We start from the raw sequence: 25971 nt of genomic DNA, 5'->3' as shown, positions 1-25971 counted from the left end.
TGGTTGCTGAGAGTAGTGGGTGTAAGGGTCATATATTATGGCGCATCAATTTGCGGCATTCAAGCGGCGTCTGTGTAGTCACTTGTTTGAACACACGGCCGAAGTGAGCGACGCTATCGAAGCCGGATTGCTCGGCAATGTGGATGACTTTTAACTTCGTTTCTCGCAGCAGCCGCTGAGCCTCTCGGATTCGAACGTTGTTCAAGTATTCGATGAACGAAAAGCCGGTCGTTTCTTTGAAAGAACGGCAAAAGTAGCTTGGGCTAATATAAAAGCTTTCGGAGATCGAAGCTAACGTCAAACGGTTTCTATACTGTTCGTTGATATAAGCGACGATTTCGAATATTTTGGGATTGTGTGTTTGCGGGAGTTCCTGAGCAGAGCTTAACTTATCTGTGAGACGTGAGCAGAAGATGAGTAGTTGCGTGAGCAGGGCTTTGCTGTTCAGCTGCCAGCCGCTTAGGGTCTGCTGCTGCTCGCGCAATAAGCTGAATAGAAGGTTCTCAATAAAAGTGCGATTCGTACCTGTTAGGGAAAAGATATGCTGTTTCTGTTGAAAAGGAACGAGTAAATGTGTAGATGCATCCTCATCAATAGAACGTATCCAACTATCATCAAAGCTAAGCAGAATACGCTCGTGATGAAGGGTATCCGTGTTTCGTGTTTTATGAAGCTCGTTTTTATCGATAAAGACGAGATCGCCTTCTTGAATCAGATAGGAACGGTCCTGTATGAAATAGTAGCGTTTCCCGCTGAGTAAATAATAAATTTCATAGTGATCATGAAAATGATTCACTGTCATAGAGTAGGGGCGATCTCTGCGCAGTCTTTCAATTTCGTAGAGTACCATAAGTGGACACCTCTTCGTTCGTTCTTTTATAACTATTATATAGCAAGATATGCAAGGAATAAAAGTCAATAAGCAAGATTTGATTAGAAACACAACAAATATTGTATTAATCTTGAGGTAGGACATTTGAAACTGAAGACATATCCATACTCGAGAGGGGTTCACTTTTATGAAAAAACGTTATGCACTAGTCGGTACCGGAGGAAGAGCGGAATTTTTCTATGGCGCCATTGTAAAGGATTTTCAAGAAACGTCAGAGCTAGTTGCGATTTGCGATATAAATCAAACGAGAATGAATTTTACAAATGGCTTACTCGTCAATAAATATGAATATAACGCTGTTCCCACGTATAAAGCGGATCAGTTCGAGGAAATGATTCGCAAAGAAAAGCCTGATTATGTCATTGTTACCTCCGTTGATCGTACGCATCATACGTATATTATCAAGGCGATGGAGCTTGGTTGCGATGTTATTTCGGAAAAACCGATGACTGTGGATGAAGAGAAATGTCAAGAAATTCTCGATACGATTAAACGTACAGGGCGGCAGCTTCGTGTGACATTCAATTACCGTTACGCTCCGCATAATACGAAAATTCGTGAGTTAATCATGGATGGGACGATTGGAGATGTTCATTCCGTACATTTTGAGTGGTTGCTGAATACTGAACATGGTGCGGATTATTTCCGTAGATGGCATAGAGATAAGCGCAATGGCGGGGGCTTGCTTGTACACAAATCAACGCATCATTTTGATCTTGTGAACTTCTGGTTAGGGACGCGTCCGGAGACGGTTTTTGCGATGGGCGGCTTGATGTTTTATGGCAGGGAAAATGCCGAAAAGCGCGGTGTGACCAAATTTTATCAACGTGCGACAGGGAATGAAAACGCGATAGGTGATCCTTTTGCGCTTCATTTAGATAAAAATAAAAACCTCAAGGGTCTATATTTAGATGCGGAACACGAAGATGGCTACCAACGCGATCAGAGCGTTTTCGGCGATGGAATTAGTATTGAAGATACAATGGGCGTTATGGTCCGATATAAAAACAAAGCCATTCTCACCTACTCGCTTAATGCTTATATGCCTTGGGAAGGCTTTAATGTGCAAATCAATGGCAGCAAGGGTCGTATCGAGATGAGAGTTGTCGAGAAATCGTACGTCAATTCCGGTGGTCGGAAAGACGAAGAAGGTGCTTTGAAAGAAAAGACGATCAGGGTATTTCCGATGTTCGAGGCTCCTTACAGAGTGCAAATAGAAGAAGGTGTTGGCGGACATGGCGGCGGTGACCCTGTTCTCCTAAAGGATATTTTTGATAAACCATCAGAGGATCGCTTCGAGCGAGCGGCTTCTCACGTGGATGGGGCGATGTCGATTTTGACCGGTATTGCCGGGAATATTTCTCTGCGTACGGGGCAACCGGTTGCAGTGGATAAATTGGTTACTTTTTAAAAGGTAGACGGAGGTGGGAATTACTTGTGGAATCCAGATTCAATCATGGAAAATCTCTATCTCTCCTATGAGAATAAACGTCTGCAGCAGAAACGGGCCGAGAACGCCGAACAGACCAAGATTAGATTGAAGCGGCGCCTGGTCAAGTCTCTAGATATAGCTTTGGAAGAACAAGATGAGCTTCGTCCTGTTCTCCTAGAGCGCACCGAGCTTAAAGATCATATTCGTGAGCGTATCGAGTTCGGTACGGTCTGGGGGTTTCGAGTTCCCGCCTATGTGCTGTTACCAAAAAGGATGACCAAACGAACAGCAGCGGTGCTGGCTTTGCACGGACATGGCTACGGTAGTCGGCAGATTGTTGGACTCCATCCGGATGGGACTGAAAACACAGGTAAGCCGGATCTTCACGGTAATTATGCCTTGGAATTGGTGAAGCGCGGATTCATAGTGGTCGTACCTGAGATCATCGGATTCGGAGATCGAAGACTCGCTGCGGATCAGAATGATGGGCAAGTCGGAAATTCTTCCTGTCAAACACTTGCGTCACATCTGCTTTTATATGGCATATCGTTGGCAGGATTGCGTGTGCAAGAGGCGCGGCGGGCGCTCGATTATGTGTTGTCACGCGAGGATGTGGATTCAGCAAGTGTGGGATGCTTCGGTTTCTCGGGTGGCGGACTTGTCGCCGCATATACAGCAGCGATAGATGAACGAATCAAAGCCACGGTACTGTGCGCCTTTGTGAATACATTCAAAGGAAGCATTATGCAGATCCGCCACTGCATCGACAATTACCTGCCAGGTGTTTTGGAATATTCGGAGCTCCCCGAATTACTCGGGTTACTTGTTCCTCGTCCGCTGTTCATTGAATCTGGCCAGCAGGATCCTATTTTTCCGATAAAAACAGTGGAAGTGGCGATTCAGTATTTGCGTCAAGTGTACGCTGAAGCGGGTGCGGGTGAAAAGTTAGGGGTTCATCTCTTTGAAGGTGTTCATGAAGTGAATGGGAGTCAGGCCTACCCTTGGCTGGTTGAGGCTTTGGGATCTTAATGATATAGAAAAAGAAGAGCTGCGGCTCTTCTTTTTGCTGTATTTGTACATTAAAGCTTTCTTTATATCGAGGCGTAACTATGCTAACCTGATAGGTAGAGTCAACAAGGTGGTGTACCTCTTTTGAAACGAGTCTTAATAACAGGTTATAAAGCATCTGAGCTGGGCATTTTTTCTTTAAAGCACCCAGGCATTCCGATTATCAAAAAAGCGATCAAAAAGAGACTCATCGCACTTATGGATGAAGGATTAGAATGGGTCGTTGTGAGTGGACAATGGGGGGTCGAATTGTGGGCGGCTGAGGCTGTGCTTGAACTCCGAGGAGGAGCCTACCCAGAGCTGAAATTAGCTGTCGTTACCCCTTTTCTTGAGCAAGAAGAAAAATGGAGCGATGATAAGAAAAATAGCTATAACAGTGTCATGGAACGCGCGAATTACGTGAACAGCGTGACAAAAACCAAATATGAAGGACCTTGGCAGTTCAAGGAACGAGACAAGTTTCTGCTCCGTAATTCGGACGGCATCATTCTTGTTTATGATGAAGATACAGAGGGCTCTCCAAAATTCATGAAACAACAGGCAGTACAGATAGCGACGAATCATGCTTACCCGATTATCACAATTAATGCCTATGATTTGCAAAATATCGCCGAAGATGAACAGGGTGACCAGTCGGGAGATCTGGCTGGAGACTTCGATTTCGCCGACGCCGGCAACCCTACGGATTTTGAAGAAATATAAACAATAAATAGCCGTTCAAAAGGTTATAGACCTTGTGAGACGGCTATTGATATTTGACTCAGGGCATCACATGTTGTAATTTCTAATCTTCAAACAATATGATAAAATATACATAATGTAGCATGGTTATCGGGAGAACTTTGTATGTGGTCGTTCAGTCATCAAGCATCAGGGGGTAAAACACTTGGCATTTTCCTGGAAACGTAATCTCATCACTTTATGGATTGGTGTATTTTTCTGTGGAATGGCGTATACGATCTCTGTTCCTTTCTTACCTATCTTTCTGCACACGGAGCTTGGCATTGATAAAGGGCTGGAAGCATGGTCGGGTATTACGTTTGGCATCACCTTTTTGGCTAGCGCGCTAATCGCGCCTTTTTGGGGCTCTTTGGCGGATAAGTATGGCCGCAAACCGATGCTGATTCGCTCAGGCTTCAGCCTAAGCGTTCTTTATTTTGCGACCTTTTTCGTCCATGATCCTTACGTATTTCTGGTCGTTCGGATTCTTCAGGGGTTGCTTGCCGGTTTTGTACCTGCTTCCATTGCCTTAATAGCCACGAACACGCCTGAAAAAGAAGTTGGTTATGCGCTGGGGGTTATGTCAACGGCAGGAGCCGCCGGAAGTGTCATCGGTCCGCTGGTAGGCGGATTCGTCAGCCACTGGGTGGGAAACCGAGAATCGTTCCTAGTCTCGGGGTGTGTCGTCTTAATTGCAGCCTTCATCGGGCTGTTTGGGGCTAAGGAAACGAACTTTAACCGCTCGGCTGCGAGATCGAGTGTTATGGATGATTTGAAGTCGGCTGCTCATAACCGCCCATTCATGATGATACTAGGTGTCACCATGTTGGTGGCAACTTCGGTCATGATTGTCGAGCCGCTGCTTACCATCTATGTGCTGCAAATGGGCGGCAGCCAAAGCTCAGCTTCGCTGAGTTCAGGCATTATTTTCTCAGCGGTGGGAGTCGCAACCGTCATTGCAGCACCGAGATGGGGGAAACTCGGACAGAAAATCACCTACTCCAAAACATTGTTCATCGGCCTAATTGGCGGAGGAATAGGGAATCTACTTCAGTTGGGCACTCACCATTTGCTGGCCTTTGGTATTCTGAGGTTTAGCTATGGGTTATTTTTTGCTGCCGTCTACCCGGCATTAAACGCACTTATTGTGAAATTTACGGATTCCAGCTTTAGAGGCCGAGCGTTTAGCTTAAATCAATCCGCTACGCAGCTTGGGAACCATGAGCGGTCCGATTATCGGTGGCTTTTTGGGCGGCTGGTTCGGTATTCCGCTTGTTTTTGCCATCAACGGTTTGGCGCTTATCTGTGTGGCCTTCTTCTTCAAATATCGCGGTCCCAAAGTGGTGGCCGTTCCATCATCTTCACCAGAGTAAGGGCAGGCTAAATATACTCAGTCATTCCTTTTTCCTTCAGCAGGTCAACGATATCTTTAACAGATTGTGCTTTGTCTTTGGGACATATCAAAAGTGCATCCCCAGTATCCGCTATAATGAAGCCGTCTACGCCAATTGTCGTGATTAGTCTGCCATTTCCGTATATGATCGAATTTCGTGTATCTATGCCCATATGATTTGCTTTAATAATGTTTCCCGATGGATCCGGAGGGAAGATCGCGCCGAGCGCATCCCAGCTGCCGATATCATTCCAGCCAAATTGACCAGACAGAACAACGACTTCATCAGAGCGCTCAAGGATCCCGTAATCAATCGAAATGTTTTGAAGCGTCGGATAGATGTTATTAATGATTTCCTCTGCCTGATCCGTGCCCAGATAATCGCTGATTGGAAGCATTGTCTTATAGAGCCGAGGCAGGTAACGTTTGAAATTATCAATAATGACGGAAGTTTTCCAAATGAAAATGCCGCTATTCCATAAATAATTACCTGATGACAGATAGCCTTGCGCTTTCTGAAAGTTCGGTTTTTCTACAAATTCAGCTACTTCGTATACGGCAACAGGATTTGAAGAGATAGGTTCTTTATCAAAGGCGATATAACCGTACCCAGTCGATGGAAATGTCGGTTTAATTCCGATGGTAACGATTTTGTCCGTCTTCATCGCAACCGTACAGGCTTCGTCTAACGTAAGCCGAAATTGTTCTTCATCGGTTATATAATGATCGGAAGGCAAGACGACCATTAAGGAATCACCGTATGATTTTTCTATAGATAACGCCGCGAAAAGTATGCTTGCAGCCGTGTTTCGGGCAACGGGCTCGATCAAAATGTTGCTTTTCGAAACACTGCTATGCATGATGCTCTCCAGCAGAACCGCTTGAGAACGATTCGTAACAATAACGGTATTTTCTTGTGGGATAATGCCTTTGAATCGTTCGATTGTATCGTTTAGCATAATATCATTTCCGCTTATGTTTAGAAGCTGCTTCGGAATCTCTTGTCTAGACAGCGGCCAGAAGCGAGTTCCGCCCCCGCCAGCAAGGATGGTAGCAAATTTATTCATGATGCATCACCAAATGGGCAATGGAGAAGGAAATGATGCTCTCAGAGCCTTGATTAAGGTTCAGCCCTGTGGCATGGATGCCATCGTAACAAGCTCCAGTTTGAGGGTCAATGAGAGAGATTTTTAATGAATTATGGCCTAAATACCATTCATAGCATAAGGCTGCTATCTTCAGATAAGCTGGGTCATGGAGCACGATCGCGGCTTCTTTACAAGCAAGAAGCATTTCACAGGCCTCAATCGGCTGTTCGTCGTAGAGAGCGGCCTTTTCACCTCGCAACTGCCAGCCATGGCTGCCAATCGGCTTATAATAACCTTCTTTAGCAAAGGTTTTGGATACTAGAAAATCCAGGCTTTCCTTAGCAGTTTCCTTCAAACTAATGTTTTCCGAGATATGTGATGCTTTTAAAAGTGCCCATGGCAGCATGGAGTTTCCGTAGGTAAGGCTGTCTTCAAACCAATTCCAACCGTTACCCTTATTGTGAATATATTGATTGTGCAGTCGGACCGCTATTTTTTCGATCACATTGATGATGAATGCTCTTGGTAGAAAAGCCTTTTCTTCTGCGGTGCTTGGGGTGTGGAGATAGGGGAAGGAGTAAGTTAAAGCATCAGGGGTTTCTATTAAATAACTTAGACCGATTATCGCATAGGCTCCAGCACGAGGAGAACCTAGCTTCTCAATATGCGGTAATGCCTGATTGATTAAATAACGGCAGGTATTAAGTACATTATCAGGCAGAAAGGAGGAATGGGCGAGCGCGAATCCTAATGCCCATAGTGTGCGTCCTTGACAATCCTCAGAGCCGCTATCCTCCATGAATGAACGGTTATAATCCATGAAGTTTCTAAAATTTCCATCTGTATTCTGTGCGTGGTGAATGAAGGAAACATAAGTATGAATGAGGTCTAACGTGCTGGAGTCTTTTTGGCTGCTATACAATAAAACGGCTGCGATTAATGCTCGTGCGTTATCATCCGTCGTATAACCTTTCGACCGGTCAGGTACTCCAAACTTGGTATGTTGAAAAATGCCTGTATCATCCGTTATCCTGCGCATGTAATCGGACTTAAACTGCAGTATCGTTTGTACTTGCATTAAATCACTCCTAAGTGTTTTACTTTAGCAAAGCTGGCATCGTAAGGATTTACTTTAGTTGACCCTGAATCTAGTGTTTTTTCTTGGAAGATAGCGGCATAGGTTTTGGCAATTTCGTTCCACAGCATGGTTTTTCCGAGTTCGAGCGTACGATTTTCCATTTCCGTTATTCTAGTAGGATCATTCAGTAATTGAAGGATGCAAGCTTCCAAGGAGGCTGAATCGCGGAAGTTGGCCAGTAAGCCCCTGCCCTCTGCCAGCATTTCCTCGGCATAACGGTATGGTGTGGAGACAATAACCCTTCCATAACCAACTCCGTATGCCAATGTTCCGCTAACAGCTTGATCCTTTCCTAAATAAGGAGTCATATAAATATCTGACATGACCAGGGATTGAATGACTTCATCCTGCGTTAGTAGCTTGTCGACGAAGCGAACGTTACGCGTTAAATCAAATTCTTCCACGAGACACATCAGCTTTTGTCTGTATACCTCGCCTGTTTCTTGTTTAACGACCGGATGTGTTTTCCCCCAAATGATATAGAGAGAATCCGGGTGCTGTTTGACCACTCCGCGCATGGCCTCAATGCTGTATTCAATTCCTTTACCAGGGCTTAAAAAGCCAAAGGTGGATAAAATTTTCCGATCTGCAAAGCCATATTGCTCTTTAAGTTCTGATCTTGAACCGGTTTGGACATGGGGGACGCCATGGTGAATGAAAGCGATTTTGGCGGCATCAACGCCATAAATGGAGATTAAATCGGTTACTGTAGATTGCGCCATCGTGACAACTTTAACACTTAGCTCTGCAACTCGATTCATGATGTGACGCTGCTTGGCAGAAGGTTTCGTTAACACGGTATGAAAAATGACGACAAACGGTATAGTCAGCCTCTCGACGAATGGAATCAAGTATTCTCCGCTTTCTCCGCCGTATATACCGAATTCATGCTGGATAACGAGAAGATCAACGTCTGACGAGTTAAGATAATCGGCTGTTTCTATATAATCTGATAGCTTATGTTGGTCAATTTCCCTCATCACTTGCTCATGATAGTCATAAGTTTCGTTGTTATTGATTGCAATGATACGAGGCTTGTTAAAGCCTTTGATGTGCTGTAGTTCATCTAATAAATCTTGAGTAAATGTAGCTATGCCGCATTCTCTCGGCAGGCTGGTGCCAAGAAAAACGATATTCCGATTGCTGCTTGTATACTTCATATAATGAGCCTCCATGTTGGTTTGCGATTTTTGGAACACAAAAAAAAGAATCTAAAGATAGGTCTTTAATTCTTTGGGGGGGAGGGGTATTTTATTTTCAGAAAATTCCAAATTATTTCCTGTTTTCACTATAACATGACCATTTTTTCTTGTCAATTTATTGACTCACCCTTGCATACCCTATATATTTATGGAGGAGGTGTATGTGTGTCAGTCATACGCAGTAAACTAAAAGAAGTCATGGAAAATCACGACCCCAAATTATCTATACGTAAGCTCGCTAAAGAGATTAACTATCACTTTGACTCCGTTCGGCGTATGTATAAGGATGAGATGGTACAGTATCCTAGGGATTTATTGCTGAAGCTTTGTCTGTATTTTAATGTCCAGCCTGGGCAGCTCATTGGCATCGAAATGGATGTGGAAAGTGATTGGACGATAGATGCATCGATGCATTATCAGGAGGACGTCAATGACAAGGAAATCGATAACAACAGATAGCTGTAAACAGCTTCTGGAAACCTTTTATGCAAACCCCAGATTAACAAAAGTGCAAAAACTAGTGTTCTCTGGGGTTGGAAATCGCGATGTATACAATATAACGGCCCCGTTTCAGTACGACGGGGAGGAATTCATCTTAGGAAGAGTTGAGGAACGGGATAGTGAGTTCTCTCAAGTCTTCTTTTTTACATACAAAAATCAGGTTTGGAGTCCCCGAATACATACACACACTTATAACTTGCAAGATCCATGTATGACCATCATCAAAGGTGAATTAATAGTTGGCGGAGTTGAAGTCATCACGGCTGTCGATAATCCGAATAAGATTGTATCGTGGGTTACCCAATTTTATCGTGGGTTTCAAATAGATTCATTATGTCACTTCTCGTCTGGACCCGGTACGATGAAGGATATTCGTCTAATTGAGCTTAGCGATGGTAGAGTAGGTGTCTTTACTAGACCGCAAGGAGCAAGAGGTGGAAGAGGGCAAATCGGATTTACAATCATCAACTCGCTGGAGGAGCTCAATGAGCAAACCTTCATAAATGCGGAAATTCTTAGAGAACAATTTGTCTCCGAAGAATGGGGCGGTGCGAACGAAGCGCATTTACTGGGGAATGGTCATGTAGGCGTTCTGGGACATATAGCTTGCTTTGATACCGTAGGAAACAAGCACTATTATTCCATGGTCTTTTCGATAAACCCTGAGACCTGTGAAAAAACACCCATGAAAATTATTGCGGCAAGAAGTGATTTTCCAAGAGGCCCTGGCAAACGGCCTGATCTTGAAGATGTTATTTTTAGCGGTGGGCTTATACGGTTAGGCAATGGGCGAGCCGTACTTTCTGTTGGCGTTAGTGATGCTGAGGCTTATCAGATTGAGATCCCTGATCCATTTATGGAATATGAATAGTAACGAGTGGGTTTTCATCAAAGTTTGACTAGATTTTATGGTCATGTTATACTCATTTTGACAAGAATTTATGGTCAAAGAGAGCGGGAAACAAACAAATGAGTAAATTTATTCAATTGAACAAGCGCACTGGTGAAACAAAGTCCCACATGAATCAAGCAAGAAAACAGGGACGCATCCCGGCTGTGTTATATGGGATTGGTAAAGATACTTTATCATTAGAAGTAAATGAAAAAGAAATGCTGGATATTTTGAAAAAAAATCCTCGAGCTATTCTACAAGGCAATACAGCCGATGAAAAGGTAATTCCGGTCGTTGTTCAGAGCGTTCAAAAAGATGCCATGTCTGGCAATCTGCTGCATATCGACTTTCATCATGTAAACATGACTGAAATCATGGACAGCAAAGTGACTATTCAGTTTTCTGGAGAGGCAATTGGCATTAAATCTGGCGGGGTATTGCAAATCGAAATCTATGAAGTAGAAGTTCGTTGTATGCCTGGTGATTTGCCGACTTCAATGGAAGTGGATATTAGTGGTCTTGATGCTGGCGACAAGCTTCTCGTTTCCGACCTGATTTTCAAAGATGGCATTGAAGTGTTGACGGATCCGAATACGGTTATGATTCAAATCAAAACCGTGCATGAGGAAGTCGAAGCAACAGCCTAGAAGAAATCAATCAAACATTAAATATAGATAGAATGGTTACATCCCCTTACGGCGGGAAGTGTCTAAGTTCATGGATTCATGAACTCAGGCACTTCTGCTTGCAAGGGGATTTTTTGCTTTCCTTCATTTATGCCAGAGAGGCAGAATAGAGAATTTTATCCCTACAGTCTCGAAATGACAGACCTGTGGTTTTTTGCTTTTGTTCATATGTTAGTTTTAAAGTCCGTTATGCTTTGATTTTTCTTTGAAACAAAAATAAAAATAAGTATTCAAAAATAAACAAAGATGTGATACGATGAATCCATCAAGAACAAACACATACTCATGGGATGTAAAGAGGAGAGACTTTGAGCTACGCTCAAAGATCCCTATATTAGGAGGGTATTTATGGTTGCGAATTTGTGGGAAGCGGAAAAAGCGAATGCAGTATCAAAAGGCGTAGAGGAACTGGTGTACCGTTCCAATTTATTAGGGACAGATCGTGCAGTTGCCAACTGGGGCGGCGGTAACACATCGTACAAAACAATCGAGAAGGATTTCCGCGGTCGTGATGTAGAAGTGATGTGGGTAAAGGGCAGCGGTTCAGACCTTGCTACAATGAAATCAAAGAATTTCACAGGTCTTCGCATGGAAGACATTCGTCCGTTGTTCGAGAGAGATGAAATGTCCGACGAAGAAATGGTTGCTTACCTTGTGAATTGTATGATCGACAGCAAACATCCGCGTGCTTCTATTGAGACGCTTTTACATGCATTTTTGCCTTTCAAAAACGTTGACCATACGCATCCTGATGCGATTATCGGTCTCTGCTGTGCACATAACGGACGTGAGTTGGCGAAAGAAATTTACGGCGACCGTTTCGTATGGGTACCTTATGTACGTCCTGGTTTTACACTATCCAAAATGATCGCGGAAGGCGTTAGAAACAATCCAAAGGCTGAGCTTGTATTGATGGAGAAGCATGGTCTGGTTACTTGGGGCGAAACGTCGGAAGAGAGCTACCTCAAGACTTTGGCTATTATTCAAGAAGCAGAAAGTTTCATTGAAGCTCGTGTGAACGAGAGCAGCCTTTATGGCGGAGCGAAGTACGAGTCCCTTTCCGAGTCCGAGCAAAAAGATATTTTGGCACAAGTCCTGCCTATCGTTCGCGGAGCAGTGAGCAATGAGAAGAAAATGATCCTGACTACTGACAGCGCGGATGATGTTCTGAAGTTCGTTAATAGTAAAGATGCAGCTGTGTTATCCCAAGTAGGAGCGGCTTGCCCGGATCACTTGGTTCATACGAAAATGAAGCCTCTTTATATTGATTGGAATCCCAATTCCCGTGATGTGACTTCCTTAATTGAAGCTTTGAACGCTGGAATCGCGGCTTACAAAGAAGAGTACAAAGCTTATTTTGACCGCAACAAAAATGAAGGCGACGTCATGAACGAAGCGGCACCTCGCGTTATCCTGATACCAGGTATCGGGATGATCAATACAGGTAAAAGCTGGTCCAATGCGCAAGTAAGCGGAGCTCTCTATCACCGTGCGATTGCCGTAATGAGAGGCGCAACAGTTCTCGGGACGTTCGTTTCCTTAAGCGAAAATGAATCTTTTAATGTGGAGTACTGGCCTCTTGAACTTTATAAACTAACTTTGGCTCCGGCTGAAGCGGAATTCTCTCGTAAAATTGCTTTCATCACAGGCGGCGCAGGTGGAATCGGAAGCGTAACGGCTCGTCAATTTTTAAAAGAAGGCGCGCATGTCGTTCTAGCTGACCTGAATCTGGAAGGCGCACAAAAATTAGCAGACGAACTGAACGGGCAGTATGGCGAAAACAGAGCCATTGCCGTTAAAATGGATGTAACGAAAGAAGAGGAAGTGGAAGCCGCTTACCGCGAATCGATTCTCAGCTATGGCGGTATCGATATTATCGTGAATAACGCAGGCCTTGCGACTTCTAGTCCTTTTGACGAAACATCACTTAAAGAGTGGAACCTGAACATGAACGTGCTCAGTACGGGTTACTTCCTCGTAGCTAGAGAAGCTTTTAAAATTATGAAAAAACAAAGCATCGGCGGCAGCATGGTATTCGTCGGCTCCAAAAACTCGGTATTCGCAGGCAAAAATGCCTCTGCCTACTCGACAGCCAAAGCGGCTGAAATTCACTTAGCACGCTGTATCGCTGCTGAGGGCGGAGAGTTCGGCATTCGCGTGAACTCGGTATTGCCAGATGCGATTCTTCAAGGCTCCGCGATTTGGAATTCCGGCTGGCGCAATGAACGGGCTGCAGCTTACGGTATTGAACCGGATCAACTGGAAGAGCACTACCGCAAAAGAACGACGCTGCTCGTTAACATTTTCCCGAAAGACGTTGCGGAAGCTATCGTATACTTCGCTTCTTCCAAAGCAGACAAAACGACAGGTTGTATGATCACAGTTGACGGTGGCGTTCCGGCTGCCTTCACTCGCTAATTACTTCCATAACCAAAAGGAGATATAATCCGATGAGCGATAAAGCATACGCCTTGTTCGAAGAGCTACAAACAAATAGAGGCATTGATCTAGCAGCTGTTAAAGCTAAGCTAAAAGCCCTCAAAGTAGAAACCCCTTCATGGGGCTACGGGGATTCTGGAACTCGCTTCAAAGTCTATAAGCAAAACGGTGTTCCGCGCAATCCCTTCGAGAAATTCGAAGACGCTGCGCAGGTCCATAAACTGACGGGTGTTTGCCCGTCGGTTGCTATCCATATTCCTTGGGACAAAGTGGACGATTACGCAAAGCTGAGACAGCACGCAAGTGATCTCGGTGTTTCAATCGGAGCTGTAAACCCTAACCTTTTTCAAGAGGATGATTACATCTTTGGCAGTGTGACGAATTCTAACGAAGCTATTCGCCGCAAAGCGACGGATCACTTGCTAGAGTGTGTAGACATTGCTAAGACAGTAGGTTCTGATGTGTTGAGCCTTTGGTTCGCTGACGGTTCCAACTACCCTGGGCAAGTCGATATTAGAGCACGTAAAACATGGATGTATGAAGCGCTTAAAGAAATGTACGGAGCAATGACGCCTACCATGCGTATGCTGATTGAATATAAGTTCTATGAGCCTGCGTTTTATCACACGGATCTAGCGGACTGGGGGATGGCATTCAATTTGGCGAACAAATTGGGGCCTCAAGCTGAAGTGCTTGTTGATACAGGGCATCACCCGCAAGGAACGAACATTGAGCATATCGTGACTTACTTGTTAGATGAAAATAAACTGGGCGGCTTCCACTTCAACTCCCGCAAATATGGGGATGATGATCTGATCGTGGGGTCAGTCAATCCGTATGAGTTGTTCCTGATTTTCTACCAAATCATTGATGCAGCGAACGATAAAAATCCACAAATCCGTCAGGCTGCTGACAATATTGCCTATATGATTGATCAAAGCCATAATATCGAGCGTAAAATTCCAGCGATGCTGCGTTCTGTACTTAACGTGCAAACACAGTATGCAAAAGCTTTGCTGATCAACCTCGATGAAGTTAGAGACGCTCAAGAACGCCAAGACGTTCTTGGCGCAGAAGATGCTGTTCGTAAAGCATTCGAATTCGATGTTACTCCGCTTCTGCAAGCCGTCCGTGAAGAGATCGGTGTACCTGTAGATCCGATGAAAGCTTACCTAGAAAGCGGCTACGACGAAAGCATTAATGCTCGTGGCAAAGGCGGTGCCAGCTGGTGAGTAAGCCCTCCTGCGTACTGGCCTTTGATTTGGGAGCAAGCAGCGGCAGAGCGATCGTCGGACGACTTGATTCCGAAGCGGGCATCGTTACGATCGAGGAAATTCACCGCTTCTCGAATGATCCGGTGAAGGTGGGAAACCACCTTCATTGGGACATTTTGAGATTGTTTCATGAATTGAAACAAGGTATTTTACAAATGAAGCATCTGGGTTATACGGATATCGAAAGCCTGGCGATAGATTCATGGGCGGTAGATTTCGGGCTGCTTGCAGCAAATGGTGAGCTTCTCGGTAATCCCTACCACTATCGGGACCATCAAACGGATCATGTCATGGATAAGGTTATTGACCTTGTTGGTCGTGAAAAGCTGTATGCCAAAACAGGTCTTCAGTTCCTTCAATTTAATTCGATTTTTCAACTATATGCGTTAAAAGAAAGAAATCCAGAGCTTCTGCAGCGGGCAGATACGTTCTTGATGATTCCTGATTTGCTCAGATACTTCTTAACCGGAGAAAAACATAGCGAGTACACTAATTCCACAACGACGCAGCTTTTTAATGCGACAACGCAGACGTGGGACACGGAGCTCATAGATCAGCTTGGCCTTCCTGGTGAACTACTACTGAAACCGGTTTCGTCAGGGACTAGAGTCGGCGCGTTAACCAAAGAGATTTGTGATGAACTTGATGTTCCTTCGATTCCTGTCATTGCCGTAGGCGAACATGATACAGCATCTGCTGTAGTCGCGGTTCCTGCTTTAGAAGAAGATTTCGCTTTCTTAAGCTGCGGTACATGGTCACTTCTCGGAACGGAGACGTTGGCGCCGGTACTAAGTGAACAGGCATTAGCTTGGAATTTCACCAATGAAGGCGGCGTTTATGGTACGAACCGATTGCTTAAGAATATCATGGGCTTATGGTTAGTTCAGGAATGCAAGCGTACATGGGACAAGGAAGGCAAGAATATCAGCTTTGCTGAGTTAGTCAAGCTTGCCGAGCAGGTGAAGCCTTTCCAATGCTTCATCGATCCGGATGACGACATGTTCTTGAATCCTGAGCATATGCCGAAGCAAATTCAGCAATACTGCCGGGAAACGGAACAGGTTGTACCGCAAACGGAAGGTGAAATTGTTCGTTGCATGTTGGAAAGCCTGGCTTTGAAGTATCGGTTTATTCTAGAAAGAACAGAACAGCTATCGGGGAAGAAGTATCAAGGTCTTCACATCGTTGGTGGCGGCATCCAGAACGAGCTGCTTTGTCAATTCACGTCAAATGCTACACTGCGCGAGGTTTGGGCGGGTCCTGTTGAGGGTAGTGCCTTAGGTAACCTTGTAGTACAATGGATATCACTAGGGTATATTGCGAATTTGCGCGAAGCCAGAAAGCTGATTCGGAATTCGTTTCCGGTCAAAACGTACCTCCCTCAGGATGGAGCGGGTTGGCAGGCAGCGTATGCAGCATTTTGTCAGGTGGCGTCCCGATCGACGGTGAAATGAGGGAATACGATGCTGGTAGCGGAAAGATGGCAGAGAATCGTTCAGTTGGTGAATGAAAGAGGAAGTATTCGCGTAACGGAACTCAGCGAGCTGTGCCAAGTAACGGAAGAAACGATACGACGTGATCTGGATCGGTTAGAAAGCGAAGGCAAGCTGATGCGCAGCCATGGCGGCGCTGTCAGTGTGAAGGAAGCGCAGTCGGAAGTTCCCTTCATGGAAAGGGAAACGGCGCATGCGGATTTCAAGAACAGCATCGCGAAGGAAGCGGTATCGCATATTCGAGAGCATGATCGGATCATTCTAGATGCAAGTACAACGGCTTGGTATATGGCCAAAATTATTCCCGATATGCCGCTGACGATCATCACGAATTCGATGAAGGTAGCCCTTGAGGTTAGTGGTAAGGAGAAAATCCAAGTCATTTCCACTGGAGGACTTCTTTCTCCTAAGTCGTTGTCCTATGTAGGGCCACTAGCGGAAAGGTCCTTGGATATGTACCATGTTCATAAGCTATTCTTATCTTGCAAAGGGGTTCATATCCAGCGTGGAATTAGCGAATCTAACGAGCTGCAAGCGCTTATTAAACGCAAAATGATCAGTATTGCTGATGAAACTTACCTACTTGCTGATCATAGTAAATTCGGCATGCAATCCTTGACGCAGGTCGCAGGATGGCCTGAAATCAAGCATGTCATTACAGATGGGCAAACCAATAAGGAAGACGTGGAACGGATTCGCGAACTTGGCGTGCATGTCCTTCAATTAGATAAAAGTTAAAATCATTGTTCCTTCCATCACCAGTATGTTCTCTCTCGTACTGAGGATGGTTTTTTGTATAACCAAATGCCTCTGAGGAGGGAACGATTAAGGAAGGGAGTTAGCTGCAATCATGAAAGTATCCTTGTTTATTACGTGCTTAAGCGACCTTGTGTATCCCAAGGTTGGCGAATCTATGGTTCACTTACTTGCAAAATACGGAGTCAAGCTGGACTTCCCTGCGACTCAAACATGCTGCGGTCAACCTGCCTTCAATAGTGGCTATTGGGATGAGGCGCGAGGTTCCGCGATGACACTGCTTCAAGCATTTGAAGACAGTGATTTTGTGATATCACCTTCGGGTTCATGCACAAGTATGATTCATCATTATTATCCGAAGCTGTTTGAAAATGATCCTATCAATCTAGCAAGAGCTAATCGCTTAGTCGAAAAAACATATGAATTCACGCAGTTCCTCGTGCAAGTATTGGGTGTTACTGATTTGGGGGCTGTGTTCCCTCACAAAGTGACCTATCATCCGTCCTGCCACGGCAGTCGACTGTTAGGTGTTAAAGAGGAACCGATGCAGCTGATGCAAAATATCCGTGATTTGGAGCTTGTACCCCTTCCTCATGCGGAGGATTGCTGTGGATTTGGCGGGACTTTTGCGGTGAAAATGTGTGATATTTCAGGTGCTATGGTATCTGAGAAGTCGGATCACGTGCTGGAAACAGAAGCAGAAGTGTTAGTTGGACTCGATATGGGATGTTTAATGAATATAGCAGGTAATTTATCCTATCGTGGAAAACCCGTGAAGGTCATGCATCTAGCGGAATTATTGGCAGAGGGAGTGAAGCTGGCGCATGAGCGATCATAAACCTAGTGGGACCGTTAAGGAAAGATCCAAAGTCGCACTGAACAATGACTTTCTTCGCAATGCGGTTAAGTTCACGACCGAACGGCTTAAAAACGGTAAACTAGGCGCCTCCGAAGAGCTTGGGAACTGGGAAGAATGGCGTGAGCGAGGCAGGCAAATTAGGCTGCATACGATTGCACACTTGGACTATTATCTTGGCAAATTCGTTGAAAATGCGAGAGCGCAGGGCGTGCATGTTCACTTCGCAGCAGATAGCGCAGACGCTGTTCGTTTGACGATGCAAATCGCCGAGCACAAGAAGGCGAAAAGTGTAGTTAAGTCCAAGTCGATGGTTTCCGAAGAATTGCATATCAACCATGCGCTTGAGCAAATCGGTGTCGAGGCGATTGAAACGGACCTTGGCGAATATATTATTCAGCTGGCAGGCGAGACGCCTTCGCATATTATTATTCCGGCGATTCACAAAAATCGCTATCAGATCGCCGATCTGCTTTCTGAGGATGCTGGCGAGAAGCTTGAGCCGGACACAGGGATATTGGCTGGCTATGTTCGAAGAAAACTGCGTGAGAAGTTTCTTGAAGCTGACATTGGGATGACGGGCTGTAATTTTGCTATTGCGGATACGGGATCTATCGTTCTTTTTGAAAATGAAGGCAATGCGCGGATGGTTAGTACCATCCCTAAGACACAAATCACATTCATGGGCATGGAGCGAATCATTCCTACATTGGACGATCTCGAAGTCATGGCGACCCTGCTGCCGCGATCGGCTACAGGACAGAAACTAACTGTGTACATGTCTGTGATTTCTGGACCGCAGCGACAACAGGATGGCGATGGACCCGAAGAAATGCACGTCATCATTTTGGATAATGGACGTTCCTTGCAGCTAGGAGATCCGCAATTCCAGGAATTGCTGAACTGTATTCGCTGTGGGGCATGCTTAAATGCTTGCCCAGTTTACCGCCATATCGGCGGTCACGCCTACGGCGGTGTATATAGTGGTCCGATCGGCGCTGTGCTTACGCCGGCACTTAATAAAAATGTCGACCAATGGGACGATATTGCAAGTGCTTCAAGCCTGTGCGGTGCCTGTTATGAGGCATGCCCAGTGAAGATACCGCTGCATGATATGCTCATTTATCTCCGTCAACGCAAAGTGGAACGCGGGGCGACGGATTTTGTTGAGAAGGTCGGCATGAAAGGCTTTAATTTCTTGATGTCCGACGCAAAGCGGGTTAAAGCGTTAATTAAACTCGGCCGTATTGGGCAGAAATTGTTAGTTCGAGATGGTCATATCAAAGCGAAGATAGGTCCGTTGAAAGGTTGGAATTCCTACCGGTATGCGCCAAGCATGGCGAAGAAGACATTCCGTGAATCGTGGAAAGACATCGAGCAGGGATTAGAAGGCACCTTCCCTGAACTTGATTCTGTGATGAAAGCCCGCATGGAGAAGCTTGTGGCAGACCGTAAAGACGGCGGAGGAGGACATCATCATGGCTAAATCAGATGCAGCATTTCTCCAGAAGCTTCAACATGAAGCACTTAAGGATCAGGAGGCCTTCTTTGCTAATATTTCGAATCGGCTAGGCAGAGCAAAGCCAATGCAAACAGCCCCCGCGCACCCTATGAAGGGGGCTCCTGAATTCTGGGGGCAGGTGGATCTCCCACTTGAAGAGCGTATTCATTTGTTCATGGCGAACTGGCAGAAGGCCGGAGGTCATACCCAGCGTTTGAAGGGGATGGAAGAGGCGCAAGCCTTCATTGCCGACTTTATCGGCAAGACACAAGCGAAGCACTTGATCATTCAGGATCAAGCTGAGCTAGAGCCCCTTCGTGCTGCGCTTGCTGACACGGAAACCGACATCACTGTGTGGAACGCAGAAGGTGCTGATCCTGCTGCCAAAGATGAGCTTGTCGCGAAGGCCGCTGGAGCGGACATCGGCATCGTGGCCGTCGAACACGCTGTCGCGTACACAGGTTCACTAGTGGTCACTTCCGCTGCGACCAGGGGAAGAAGTGTCAGCTTGCTGCCAACCACCTTCATTGCCATCATCCCGGTGGATCGCTTGAGAACGAAACTAGGGGAAGTATTGCGCCCATTCGATGAGCTTGCGGCCAAAGATAGACCGGCAGGCATTCATTTCATCTCGGGTCCGAGCCGGTCAGCCGACATCGAGAATGATTTGACCATCGGTGTACATGGACCCGGCATCGTTTATGCACTTATCATTGAGTAACCAAAGACAAAGAGCTGTAAGGGAATATTTTCTCTTGCGGCTCTTTTTATATTTATCAAGTGAAGGTATACACCTGTCATACATAGTTAGCTGCGAATATTACTAAATTGAGATTGTGGATACATGCATTATCACTTGGAAAGTGATGATGTTTTCGTGATTCATTGTTTGTTGGATTGTGCGGTGGAAGCGTTTGAAATGTTTGAGGTGGTAAAAGTGGTGGAAATGGTGAAAGTGCTTAAAGTGTCGGGAGTAGTGAAAGTGTGGAGTTGATGGAAATGTTGGAAGTTTGGAAGTAGTAGAAGTGATGGGAGTGTTGGAATGATGGGAGATATGGAAGAGTGTGAGGGTAAGAGAGTAGTGGTAATAGTAGTAGTAAAAGAAGTAAGAGAACAAGTTGGAAGGCAAGTTGTACTACGTACAACAATTTCTTCGATTTCTTTCTGCTATAGAATACACGGATAGAACCATCGAATAAAACGAATATTTAAACAAGTGTTGACTACCACCATGCGGCGGTACTACAACGTACTCATTCGCATGTATTTGAGAATTATCTTCGGCGTAACTTACTGTGCAATTAACAATGACAAACACACTCGTCCAAGGATGACATAAGCTGAGATGACCTGTTGGTTAAAATGTTGTCAACATTGTTCATGACGAAAAGGGATTTTGATTTGATTGAATATGTAAGCGCTTTTGCATTACGATAAGAACATGAAAGAGACAAAGGGAGGTTAACCTAATGAGTGCAACTGCTGCACAAAAGAAAGCATCTTCCGGAGGATTCCGGGTGAAAGTACAAAGTTTCGGTCGTTTCTTGAGCGGTATGGTGATGCCTAATATTGGTGCATTTATCGCTTGGGGATTAATTACGGCTTTATTTATTCCGACAGGTTGGATTCCAAATGAATATTTGGCTAAGCTCGTCGGCCCCATGATTACTTATCTACTCCCTGTTCTAATTGGTTATACGGGAGGTACGATGATACACGGAACACGCGGCGGCGTCATCGGCGCTGTAACCACGATGGGGGTTGTCATCGGAACGGATATCCCTATGTTTCTTGGGGCGATGATCGTAGGTCCGTTCGCTGCGTGGGTACTCAAGAAGTTCGATAAATCGATTGAAGGTAAAATTAAATCCGGCTTTGAAATGCTCGTTAATAACTTCTCCTCAGGCATCATCGGCGCTATACTTGCCGTTCTTGCTTACACGGTAGTTGGTCCTGCTGTTCAGGTCGTGAGTAAAGCTCTTGCTTCCGGGGTTCAAGCACTTGTGAATGCAGGTCTGCTCCCACTAGCGAACGTTCTGATTGAACCAGGTAAAATATTGTTCTTAAATAATGCGATTAATCATGGTGTGCTAAGTCCGATTGCTTTGGATCAAGCCTCCAAAACAGGCAAGTCGATTTTGTTCATGCTGGAGTCCAATCCCGGTCCAGGACTTGGTATCCTTCTCGCGTATTGGTTTGTTGGACGTGGAGCAGCGAGACTTTCGGCTCCTGGCTCAGCTATTATTCACTTCTTTGGCGGTATCCATGAAATTTACTTCCCGTACATTCTCATGAATCCGCGACTGATCCTGGCTGTGATTGCAGGTGGCGTAACGGGTACGTTCACATTCTCCCTGTTCAATGCAGGTCTAGTTGCTCCGCCATCACCAGGAAGCATTTTCGCTTACATTGCCATGGCTCCTAAAGGCGGTATGCTGCCGATTTTCACCGGGGTTATCACATCTACGATTGTCACTTTTGCAGGCGGTGCATTGTTGTTGAAAACGACGAAACAAACCGAGAATGAAGAAGATTTGGAGCAGGCAACAGCGAAAATGAAAGAAATGAAACAAGCTCCCGCTGCCGCGGCAGCTGAAAAAGTCAGCGGCTCAACATTGACGCCAGCTTCCGAGGTACAAAAAATTGTGTTCTCCTGTGATGCAGGCATGGGGTCAAGCGCAATGGGAGCTTCCATTTTAAGAAAGAAAATGAAAGAAGCTGCTATCGATGTCATTGTGGTCAACACAGCAATTAGCGAGATTCCACCTGATGCAGATATCGTTATCACACATAAATCATTAACCGATCGAGCACGTAATAAGGCTCCGGAGGCTGAACACATTTCTATCGAAAATTTCATGAAAAGTCCAGAATACGATGAACTTGTGAAACGATTAAGTTAATACCCTTTCTAACGCTGGCTATTTGCCGGCGTTATCTCCATTTTGTTCGTGAGGAGAAATATCATGAGCCTGTCTAACAGGAATCGTCAAATCCTAGAGCTGTTAATGAATCGAACAGAGGATATTACAGCAGGAGAAATCGCTGCAGAAATCAATGTAAGCACAAGAACGGTTCATAGGGAGCTGTCCGAGTTGGAGACGATTTTGGCAGCTTATGGATTAACTTTGCAAAAAAAATCAGGGAAAGGGATACATCTACAAGCAGAACCGGAAAAACTAGAGGCGTTCCGGCGAATGTTATATGGGATGATGGACATTGAATTTTCTGCCGAAGATCGTAAAACTATGATTCTTTGCACCTTACTGCAAGAAGATGAGCCTGTCAAGCTATTTACTTTGTCTCATGACTTAGGCGTAACAGTCCCAACCATCACGCACGATCTCGATGAGTTGGATAGCTGGATTCAGAAGTCTGACCTCATCCTTGTACGTAAAAGAGGGTATGGTGTTGGTTTGAGCGGTTCCGAGGCGAATAAACGCAGGATGATTGCACAGCTTGCCAAAGACGGTCTCGATGAAGCCGATCTATTTGGTAAGAATGTGAATTCGCATTCGCCAGTTACACAAAGATTGTTGGAACTCATTGGGAAAGAAAACTTTACTAAGGTGGAGGCCGCTCTTTGGCTTGCTGAAGATGAAGGTTTAAGTGAGCTATCCGAGCAGGATTACACCAATTTGCTTATTCATATTTCGATAACTATCGCTAGAATTCAGCAGGGTAGACAGATTGAACTTCACCCTGAACCTTACTCACTTCGCCCAAATAAGCTGCTTACGCATACGATTGAGCAGCTATCGAAGGTAATTCCAATTGAATTAACAACACCAGAAATTTTTTATTTAGCTGAATTACTGGAGCCCAAGTCAATCAAACATCCGAATCAGCTGCTTTCTTTGGAAGAACTAAGCTATATGGAAATCGTATGGAAGCTCATCCGGAACATGGAGAACAGCATCGCGGTCCGTTTCAGCGATGATCGTTCATTACGAGAGGGGCTGCTTAGCCATTTGGAGTCCGCTTTGAGGCGACTTCAAGCAGGAGCGATCATACGCAATCCGCTTTTATCGCAAATCAAGAAAGATTATGAAGCTCTATTTGATGCTATACGGAGAGCTGTAGATAAAACAATAACCGAAATTGCCGTACCTGATGAAGAAATAGGATTTCTGGTCATGCATTTCGGAGCTTCTATCGAGAGGCAAAAGCAATTCAGGCGTAACGTAAAAGCGATTCTCGTATGCACAAGTGGGATCGGGACTTCCAAAATGTTGGCCGTACGACTTACGAAGGAACTTCCGCAAATTGATATTATCGGTCATGCTTCTTGGTTTGAAGCAGCGCGCATCCCTGAAAAGGAATACGATTTGATTATATCAACAGTAGATTTGCCTTTGGACGAAGATCAGTACTTGAAGCTAAGCCCACTGTTAACTAAAGAAGAAGCCGAGCGATTAAGGCTATTTATTCAAAATGTTACGCTGCAAAAAGAAGCTGGAGAACGTGGTGAATCGCCTCAAGACACTGATTCAACGAACAGATTGCATCGTATTCAACACTATATTAACGAAATTGTCAGCATCATAGATCAATTCACGGTATATCACATCGAGCAATCCTTTGACAGCCTGAGAGAAACTCTGGAGGTCATTTGTGAATATGTTAGACACTCAGGTGTGATCGATGAAGTAGAACTAATCGTTAACCTGCTGCTTGAAAGAGAATGTTTAAGCAGTCAAGTTATCCCAGACACGGGGCTAGCCCTCTTTCACATTCGAAGCGAGCAGGTTAGGAAGCCTTCTTTCACATTGTTTCGATTAAAGGACGACCTGCAGTTAGACCAAGGTATGGCGTCAGACGTAAAGCAGCTCCTGCTCATGCTCGGTCCGAAGGAGCTTTCGAAAGAAAGCCTAGAAGTGCTCAGTGAAATAAGTTCTTTTCTATTGATTCCAGAAATGATCGAACTGTTGAAATCGGGGACGCAGTCTGAGATCAAGCATTTTTTATCCCAGGAACTCGCCGCCTTTTTAGAAAATAAAAAATAAATCGGATATAGGGAGAGATTACCATGACGATCTTATCAACGAATAAAATTAAACTAAACGCTAAGCCCAAGGATAAATTCGAGGCCATTCGGATGGCAGGCCAACTACTAGTAGATGCAGGTCATGCGTCAGCTGCATATATCGATAAAATGCTGGAACGAGAACAAACTTTGTCCACCTATATGGGAAATGGTCTGGCCATCCCGCACGGTACGCAGGATTCCAAATCATTGATTTTATCGACAGGATTGTCGATCGTGCAAATTCCGGAGGGTGTGGATTTCGGTGAAGGCGAAAAAGCCAACCTAGTCATCGGTATTGCAGCCGCGGGTAGTGATCATCTGGATATCTTAACGAATGTTGCGATGATTTGTTCCGAAGATGAGAACATAGAGCTGATCATGAAAGCGGCGACGCCTGAAGAAATGGTGAAAATTTTCGAAAGCGGGATGGCGTCATGAAGGCTGTCCATTTTGGTGCAGGAAACATCGGCAGGGGGTTCATTGGATTAATTTTGTCCCAAGCCGGTTATGAGGTGATCTTCTCCGATGTGAATGATAGCTTGGTAGAGCTACTGAAGGAGAGGAAGTCATATACTGTACGCTTAGCTAATGAAAATAAAGAAACGTTGACCGTTTCTAATGTTACAGCGATTAATGGTAAGAACTTAGATGATGTAGCTAGAGCCGTTGCTGAGGCTGATTTGGTTACAACAGCAGTGGGTGTCAGCATTCTGAAGCATATTGCGCCCGGCATCGCCAAAGGCATTGAAATGCGAATCGAACGCGGCGCGGCGCCGCTTCACATTATTGCGTGTGAGAATGCGATTGGCGGTAGTACGCAGCTCAAAGAACACATGTACACTCATCTTCGTGAAGATCTACGTAATAAAGTAGACGCAAGCATCGTATTTCCTGATGCTGCTGTCGATCGGATTGTTCCAATCCAACATAATGAAGACCCGCTGCAAGTTACGGTTGAGCCCTTCTACGAATGGGTTGTTGACGAGTCCCAAATGTTGGAGGGCTTCCATCGCATTGATGGTATCCATTTTGTGAAACATTTGGAGCCGTACATTGAGCGCAAGCTGTTTACCGTGAATACAGGACACTGCAGCGCTGCTTATCTTGGCTATTTACATGGCTTTAAGACGATTCAAGATGCGATGGCGAATTCACAAATTGCCTCGTTAGTGCGCCATGTGATGCATGAGACCGGCGCCTTGCTTATCAAAAAGCACGGCTTCGATCCTGCTCAGCATGAGCAGTATATCGATAAAATATTGAACAGATTCATAAACCCCCATTTGATTGACGAGGTTACGCGGGTAGGAAGATCACCGATTCGCAAGTTATCCAGCAATGATCGTCTTGTTCGTCCTGCTTTGCAGGCCTTTGAGCTTGGGATGAAACCGACCTATTCAGCTATGGCAATGGCCGCCGCTTTCTTATTTAAGGATCAGGAAGATCCTGAAGCCGCCCAGATTCAAGCTGATTTGCGAAAGCTCGGAGTTGCTCAAACGATAACGAAGTATACGAGTATCACTGAAGACCATCTGATACATGAGATGATTAAAACCCAATATGAACAATTACAACAATCAGATCTTTCATGAGAAAGGGGAGTTCCCTAGT

General features: G+C 45.1%; 21 protein-coding genes and 1 pseudogene. 18 read left to right on the top strand and 4 right to left on the bottom strand.

Going from position 1 to position 25971, the window contains the following annotated elements; all coding sequences use genetic code 11:
* Positions 1-28 precede the first annotated feature (28 nt).
* Positions 29-850, bottom strand: coding sequence for a helix-turn-helix transcriptional regulator (locus tag QFZ78_RS14515; RefSeq protein ID WP_307548498.1), 822 nt, complete (start codon positions 848-850; stop codon positions 29-31).
* Between the two features lie 169 nt (positions 851-1019).
* Between QFZ78_RS14515 and QFZ78_RS14510 the strand changes: the two genes are divergently transcribed.
* From QFZ78_RS14510 to QFZ78_RS14495, 4 genes and pseudogenes are all read left to right on the top strand, one after another.
* Positions 1020-2303 (top strand): Gfo/Idh/MocA family protein, encoded by a 1284-nt coding sequence (locus tag QFZ78_RS14510; RefSeq protein ID WP_307548497.1) that lies wholly within the window; start codon positions 1020-1022, stop codon positions 2301-2303.
* Between the two features lie 24 nt (positions 2304-2327).
* On the top strand, positions 2328-3353 hold the full coding sequence (locus QFZ78_RS14505; protein ID WP_307548496.1) for a dienelactone hydrolase family protein: 1026 nt from the start codon (positions 2328-2330) through the stop codon (positions 3351-3353).
* Positions 3354-3476: 123 nt separating this feature from the next.
* A complete protein-coding gene (locus QFZ78_RS14500; protein WP_307548494.1) occupies positions 3477-4094 on the top strand; it encodes an SLOG family protein in 618 nt (205 codons plus the stop codon).
* A gap of 184 nt (positions 4095-4278) precedes the next feature.
* A pseudogene (locus tag QFZ78_RS14495) lies at positions 4279-5485 on the top strand (MFS transporter).
* A 7-nt stretch (positions 5486-5492) separates the two neighbouring features.
* Here the strand turns inward: QFZ78_RS14495 and QFZ78_RS14490 are convergent.
* From QFZ78_RS14490 to QFZ78_RS14480, 3 genes are read right to left on the bottom strand one after another with little or no spacing between them, the layout of a single operon-like run.
* Positions 5493-6572 carry a mannose-1-phosphate guanylyltransferase gene (locus QFZ78_RS14490; RefSeq protein ID WP_307548492.1) on the bottom strand — a complete coding sequence of 360 codons (1080 nt, stop codon included), beginning with the start codon at positions 6570-6572 and terminating at the stop codon, positions 5493-5495.
* Positions 6565-7671: a glycosyltransferase gene (locus tag QFZ78_RS14485; RefSeq protein ID WP_307548490.1), complete on the bottom strand. Its 1107-nt coding sequence runs from the start codon at positions 7669-7671 to the stop codon at positions 6565-6567. The genes QFZ78_RS14490 and QFZ78_RS14485 overlap by 8 nt, the downstream gene beginning before the upstream one ends.
* Positions 7671-8891 carry a glycosyltransferase family 4 protein gene (locus tag QFZ78_RS14480; protein ID WP_307548488.1) on the bottom strand — a complete coding sequence of 407 codons (1221 nt, stop codon included), beginning with the start codon at positions 8889-8891 and terminating at the stop codon, positions 7671-7673. Before QFZ78_RS14480 ends, QFZ78_RS14485 begins: the two co-directional genes overlap by 1 nt.
* Positions 8892-9098: 207 nt before the next feature.
* On the opposite strand from QFZ78_RS14480, the gene QFZ78_RS14475 reads away from it, so the two are divergent.
* The 14 genes from QFZ78_RS14475 to QFZ78_RS14410 all read left to right on the top strand — a co-directional run bounded on the left by QFZ78_RS14475 (position 9099) and on the right by QFZ78_RS14410 (position 25952).
* The gene (locus tag QFZ78_RS14475) at positions 9099-9392 is read left to right on the top strand and encodes a helix-turn-helix domain-containing protein (RefSeq protein ID WP_307548487.1); all 294 of its coding nucleotides are present in this window, start codon (positions 9099-9101) and stop codon (positions 9390-9392) included.
* Positions 9364-10305, top strand: a complete 942-nt coding sequence (locus QFZ78_RS14470) for a DUF1861 family protein (protein WP_307548485.1) — start codon at positions 9364-9366, stop codon at positions 10303-10305. The genes QFZ78_RS14475 and QFZ78_RS14470 overlap by 29 nt, the downstream gene beginning before the upstream one ends.
* A 98-nt stretch (positions 10306-10403) precedes the next feature.
* Positions 10404-10973, top strand: coding sequence for a 50S ribosomal protein L25 (locus QFZ78_RS14465; protein WP_307548483.1), 570 nt, complete (start codon positions 10404-10406; stop codon positions 10971-10973).
* Between the two features lie 387 nt (positions 10974-11360).
* Positions 11361-13430, top strand: a complete 2070-nt coding sequence (locus QFZ78_RS14460) for a bifunctional aldolase/short-chain dehydrogenase (protein ID WP_307548481.1) — start codon at positions 11361-11363, stop codon at positions 13428-13430.
* Between the two features lie 32 nt (positions 13431-13462).
* Entirely contained in the window at positions 13463-14683 is a 1221-nt protein-coding gene (gene rhaI / locus QFZ78_RS14455) for an L-rhamnose isomerase (protein ID WP_307548478.1), read from the top strand.
* On the top strand, positions 14680-16179 hold the full coding sequence (gene rhaB, locus QFZ78_RS14450) for a rhamnulokinase (RefSeq protein ID WP_373460011.1): 1500 nt from the start codon (positions 14680-14682) through the stop codon (positions 16177-16179). The genes rhaI and rhaB overlap by 4 nt, the downstream gene beginning before the upstream one ends.
* A 9-nt stretch (positions 16180-16188) precedes the next feature.
* Positions 16189-16956, top strand: coding sequence for a DeoR/GlpR family DNA-binding transcription regulator (locus QFZ78_RS14445; RefSeq protein ID WP_307548476.1), 768 nt, complete (start codon positions 16189-16191; stop codon positions 16954-16956).
* A gap of 112 nt (positions 16957-17068) precedes the next feature.
* A complete protein-coding gene (locus QFZ78_RS14440) occupies positions 17069-17812 on the top strand; it encodes a (Fe-S)-binding protein (RefSeq protein WP_307548474.1) in 744 nt (247 codons plus the stop codon).
* Positions 17799-19316 (top strand): LutB/LldF family L-lactate oxidation iron-sulfur protein, encoded by a 1518-nt coding sequence (locus QFZ78_RS14435; protein ID WP_307548472.1) that lies wholly within the window; start codon positions 17799-17801, stop codon positions 19314-19316. Before QFZ78_RS14440 ends, QFZ78_RS14435 begins: the two co-directional genes overlap by 14 nt.
* A complete protein-coding gene (locus QFZ78_RS14430; protein ID WP_307548470.1) occupies positions 19309-20052 on the top strand; it encodes a LutC/YkgG family protein in 744 nt (247 codons plus the stop codon). Before QFZ78_RS14435 ends, QFZ78_RS14430 begins: the two co-directional genes overlap by 8 nt.
* A 748-nt stretch (positions 20053-20800) precedes the next feature.
* Complete coding sequence (locus tag QFZ78_RS14425) at positions 20801-22234, top strand: PTS mannitol transporter subunit IIBC (protein ID WP_307548468.1); 1434 nt, start codon at positions 20801-20803, stop codon at positions 22232-22234.
* Between the two features lie 63 nt (positions 22235-22297).
* Positions 22298-24337: a BglG family transcription antiterminator gene (locus QFZ78_RS14420; protein WP_307548466.1), complete on the top strand. Its 2040-nt coding sequence runs from the start codon at positions 22298-22300 to the stop codon at positions 24335-24337.
* A 23-nt stretch (positions 24338-24360) separates the two neighbouring features.
* Complete coding sequence (locus QFZ78_RS14415) at positions 24361-24798, top strand: PTS mannitol transporter subunit IIA (protein WP_307548464.1); 438 nt, start codon at positions 24361-24363, stop codon at positions 24796-24798.
* Entirely contained in the window at positions 24795-25952 is a 1158-nt protein-coding gene (locus QFZ78_RS14410) for a mannitol-1-phosphate 5-dehydrogenase (protein ID WP_307548462.1), read from the top strand. Before QFZ78_RS14415 ends, QFZ78_RS14410 begins: the two co-directional genes overlap by 4 nt.
* Positions 25953-25971: the final 19 nt, after the last annotated feature.

This window comes from Paenibacillus sp. V4I5, assembly GCF_030817255.1.
Lineage (GTDB): Bacteria > Bacillota > Bacilli > Paenibacillales > NBRC-103111 > Paenibacillus_E.
This window is presented reverse-complemented; position numbering and strand designations above follow the sequence as displayed.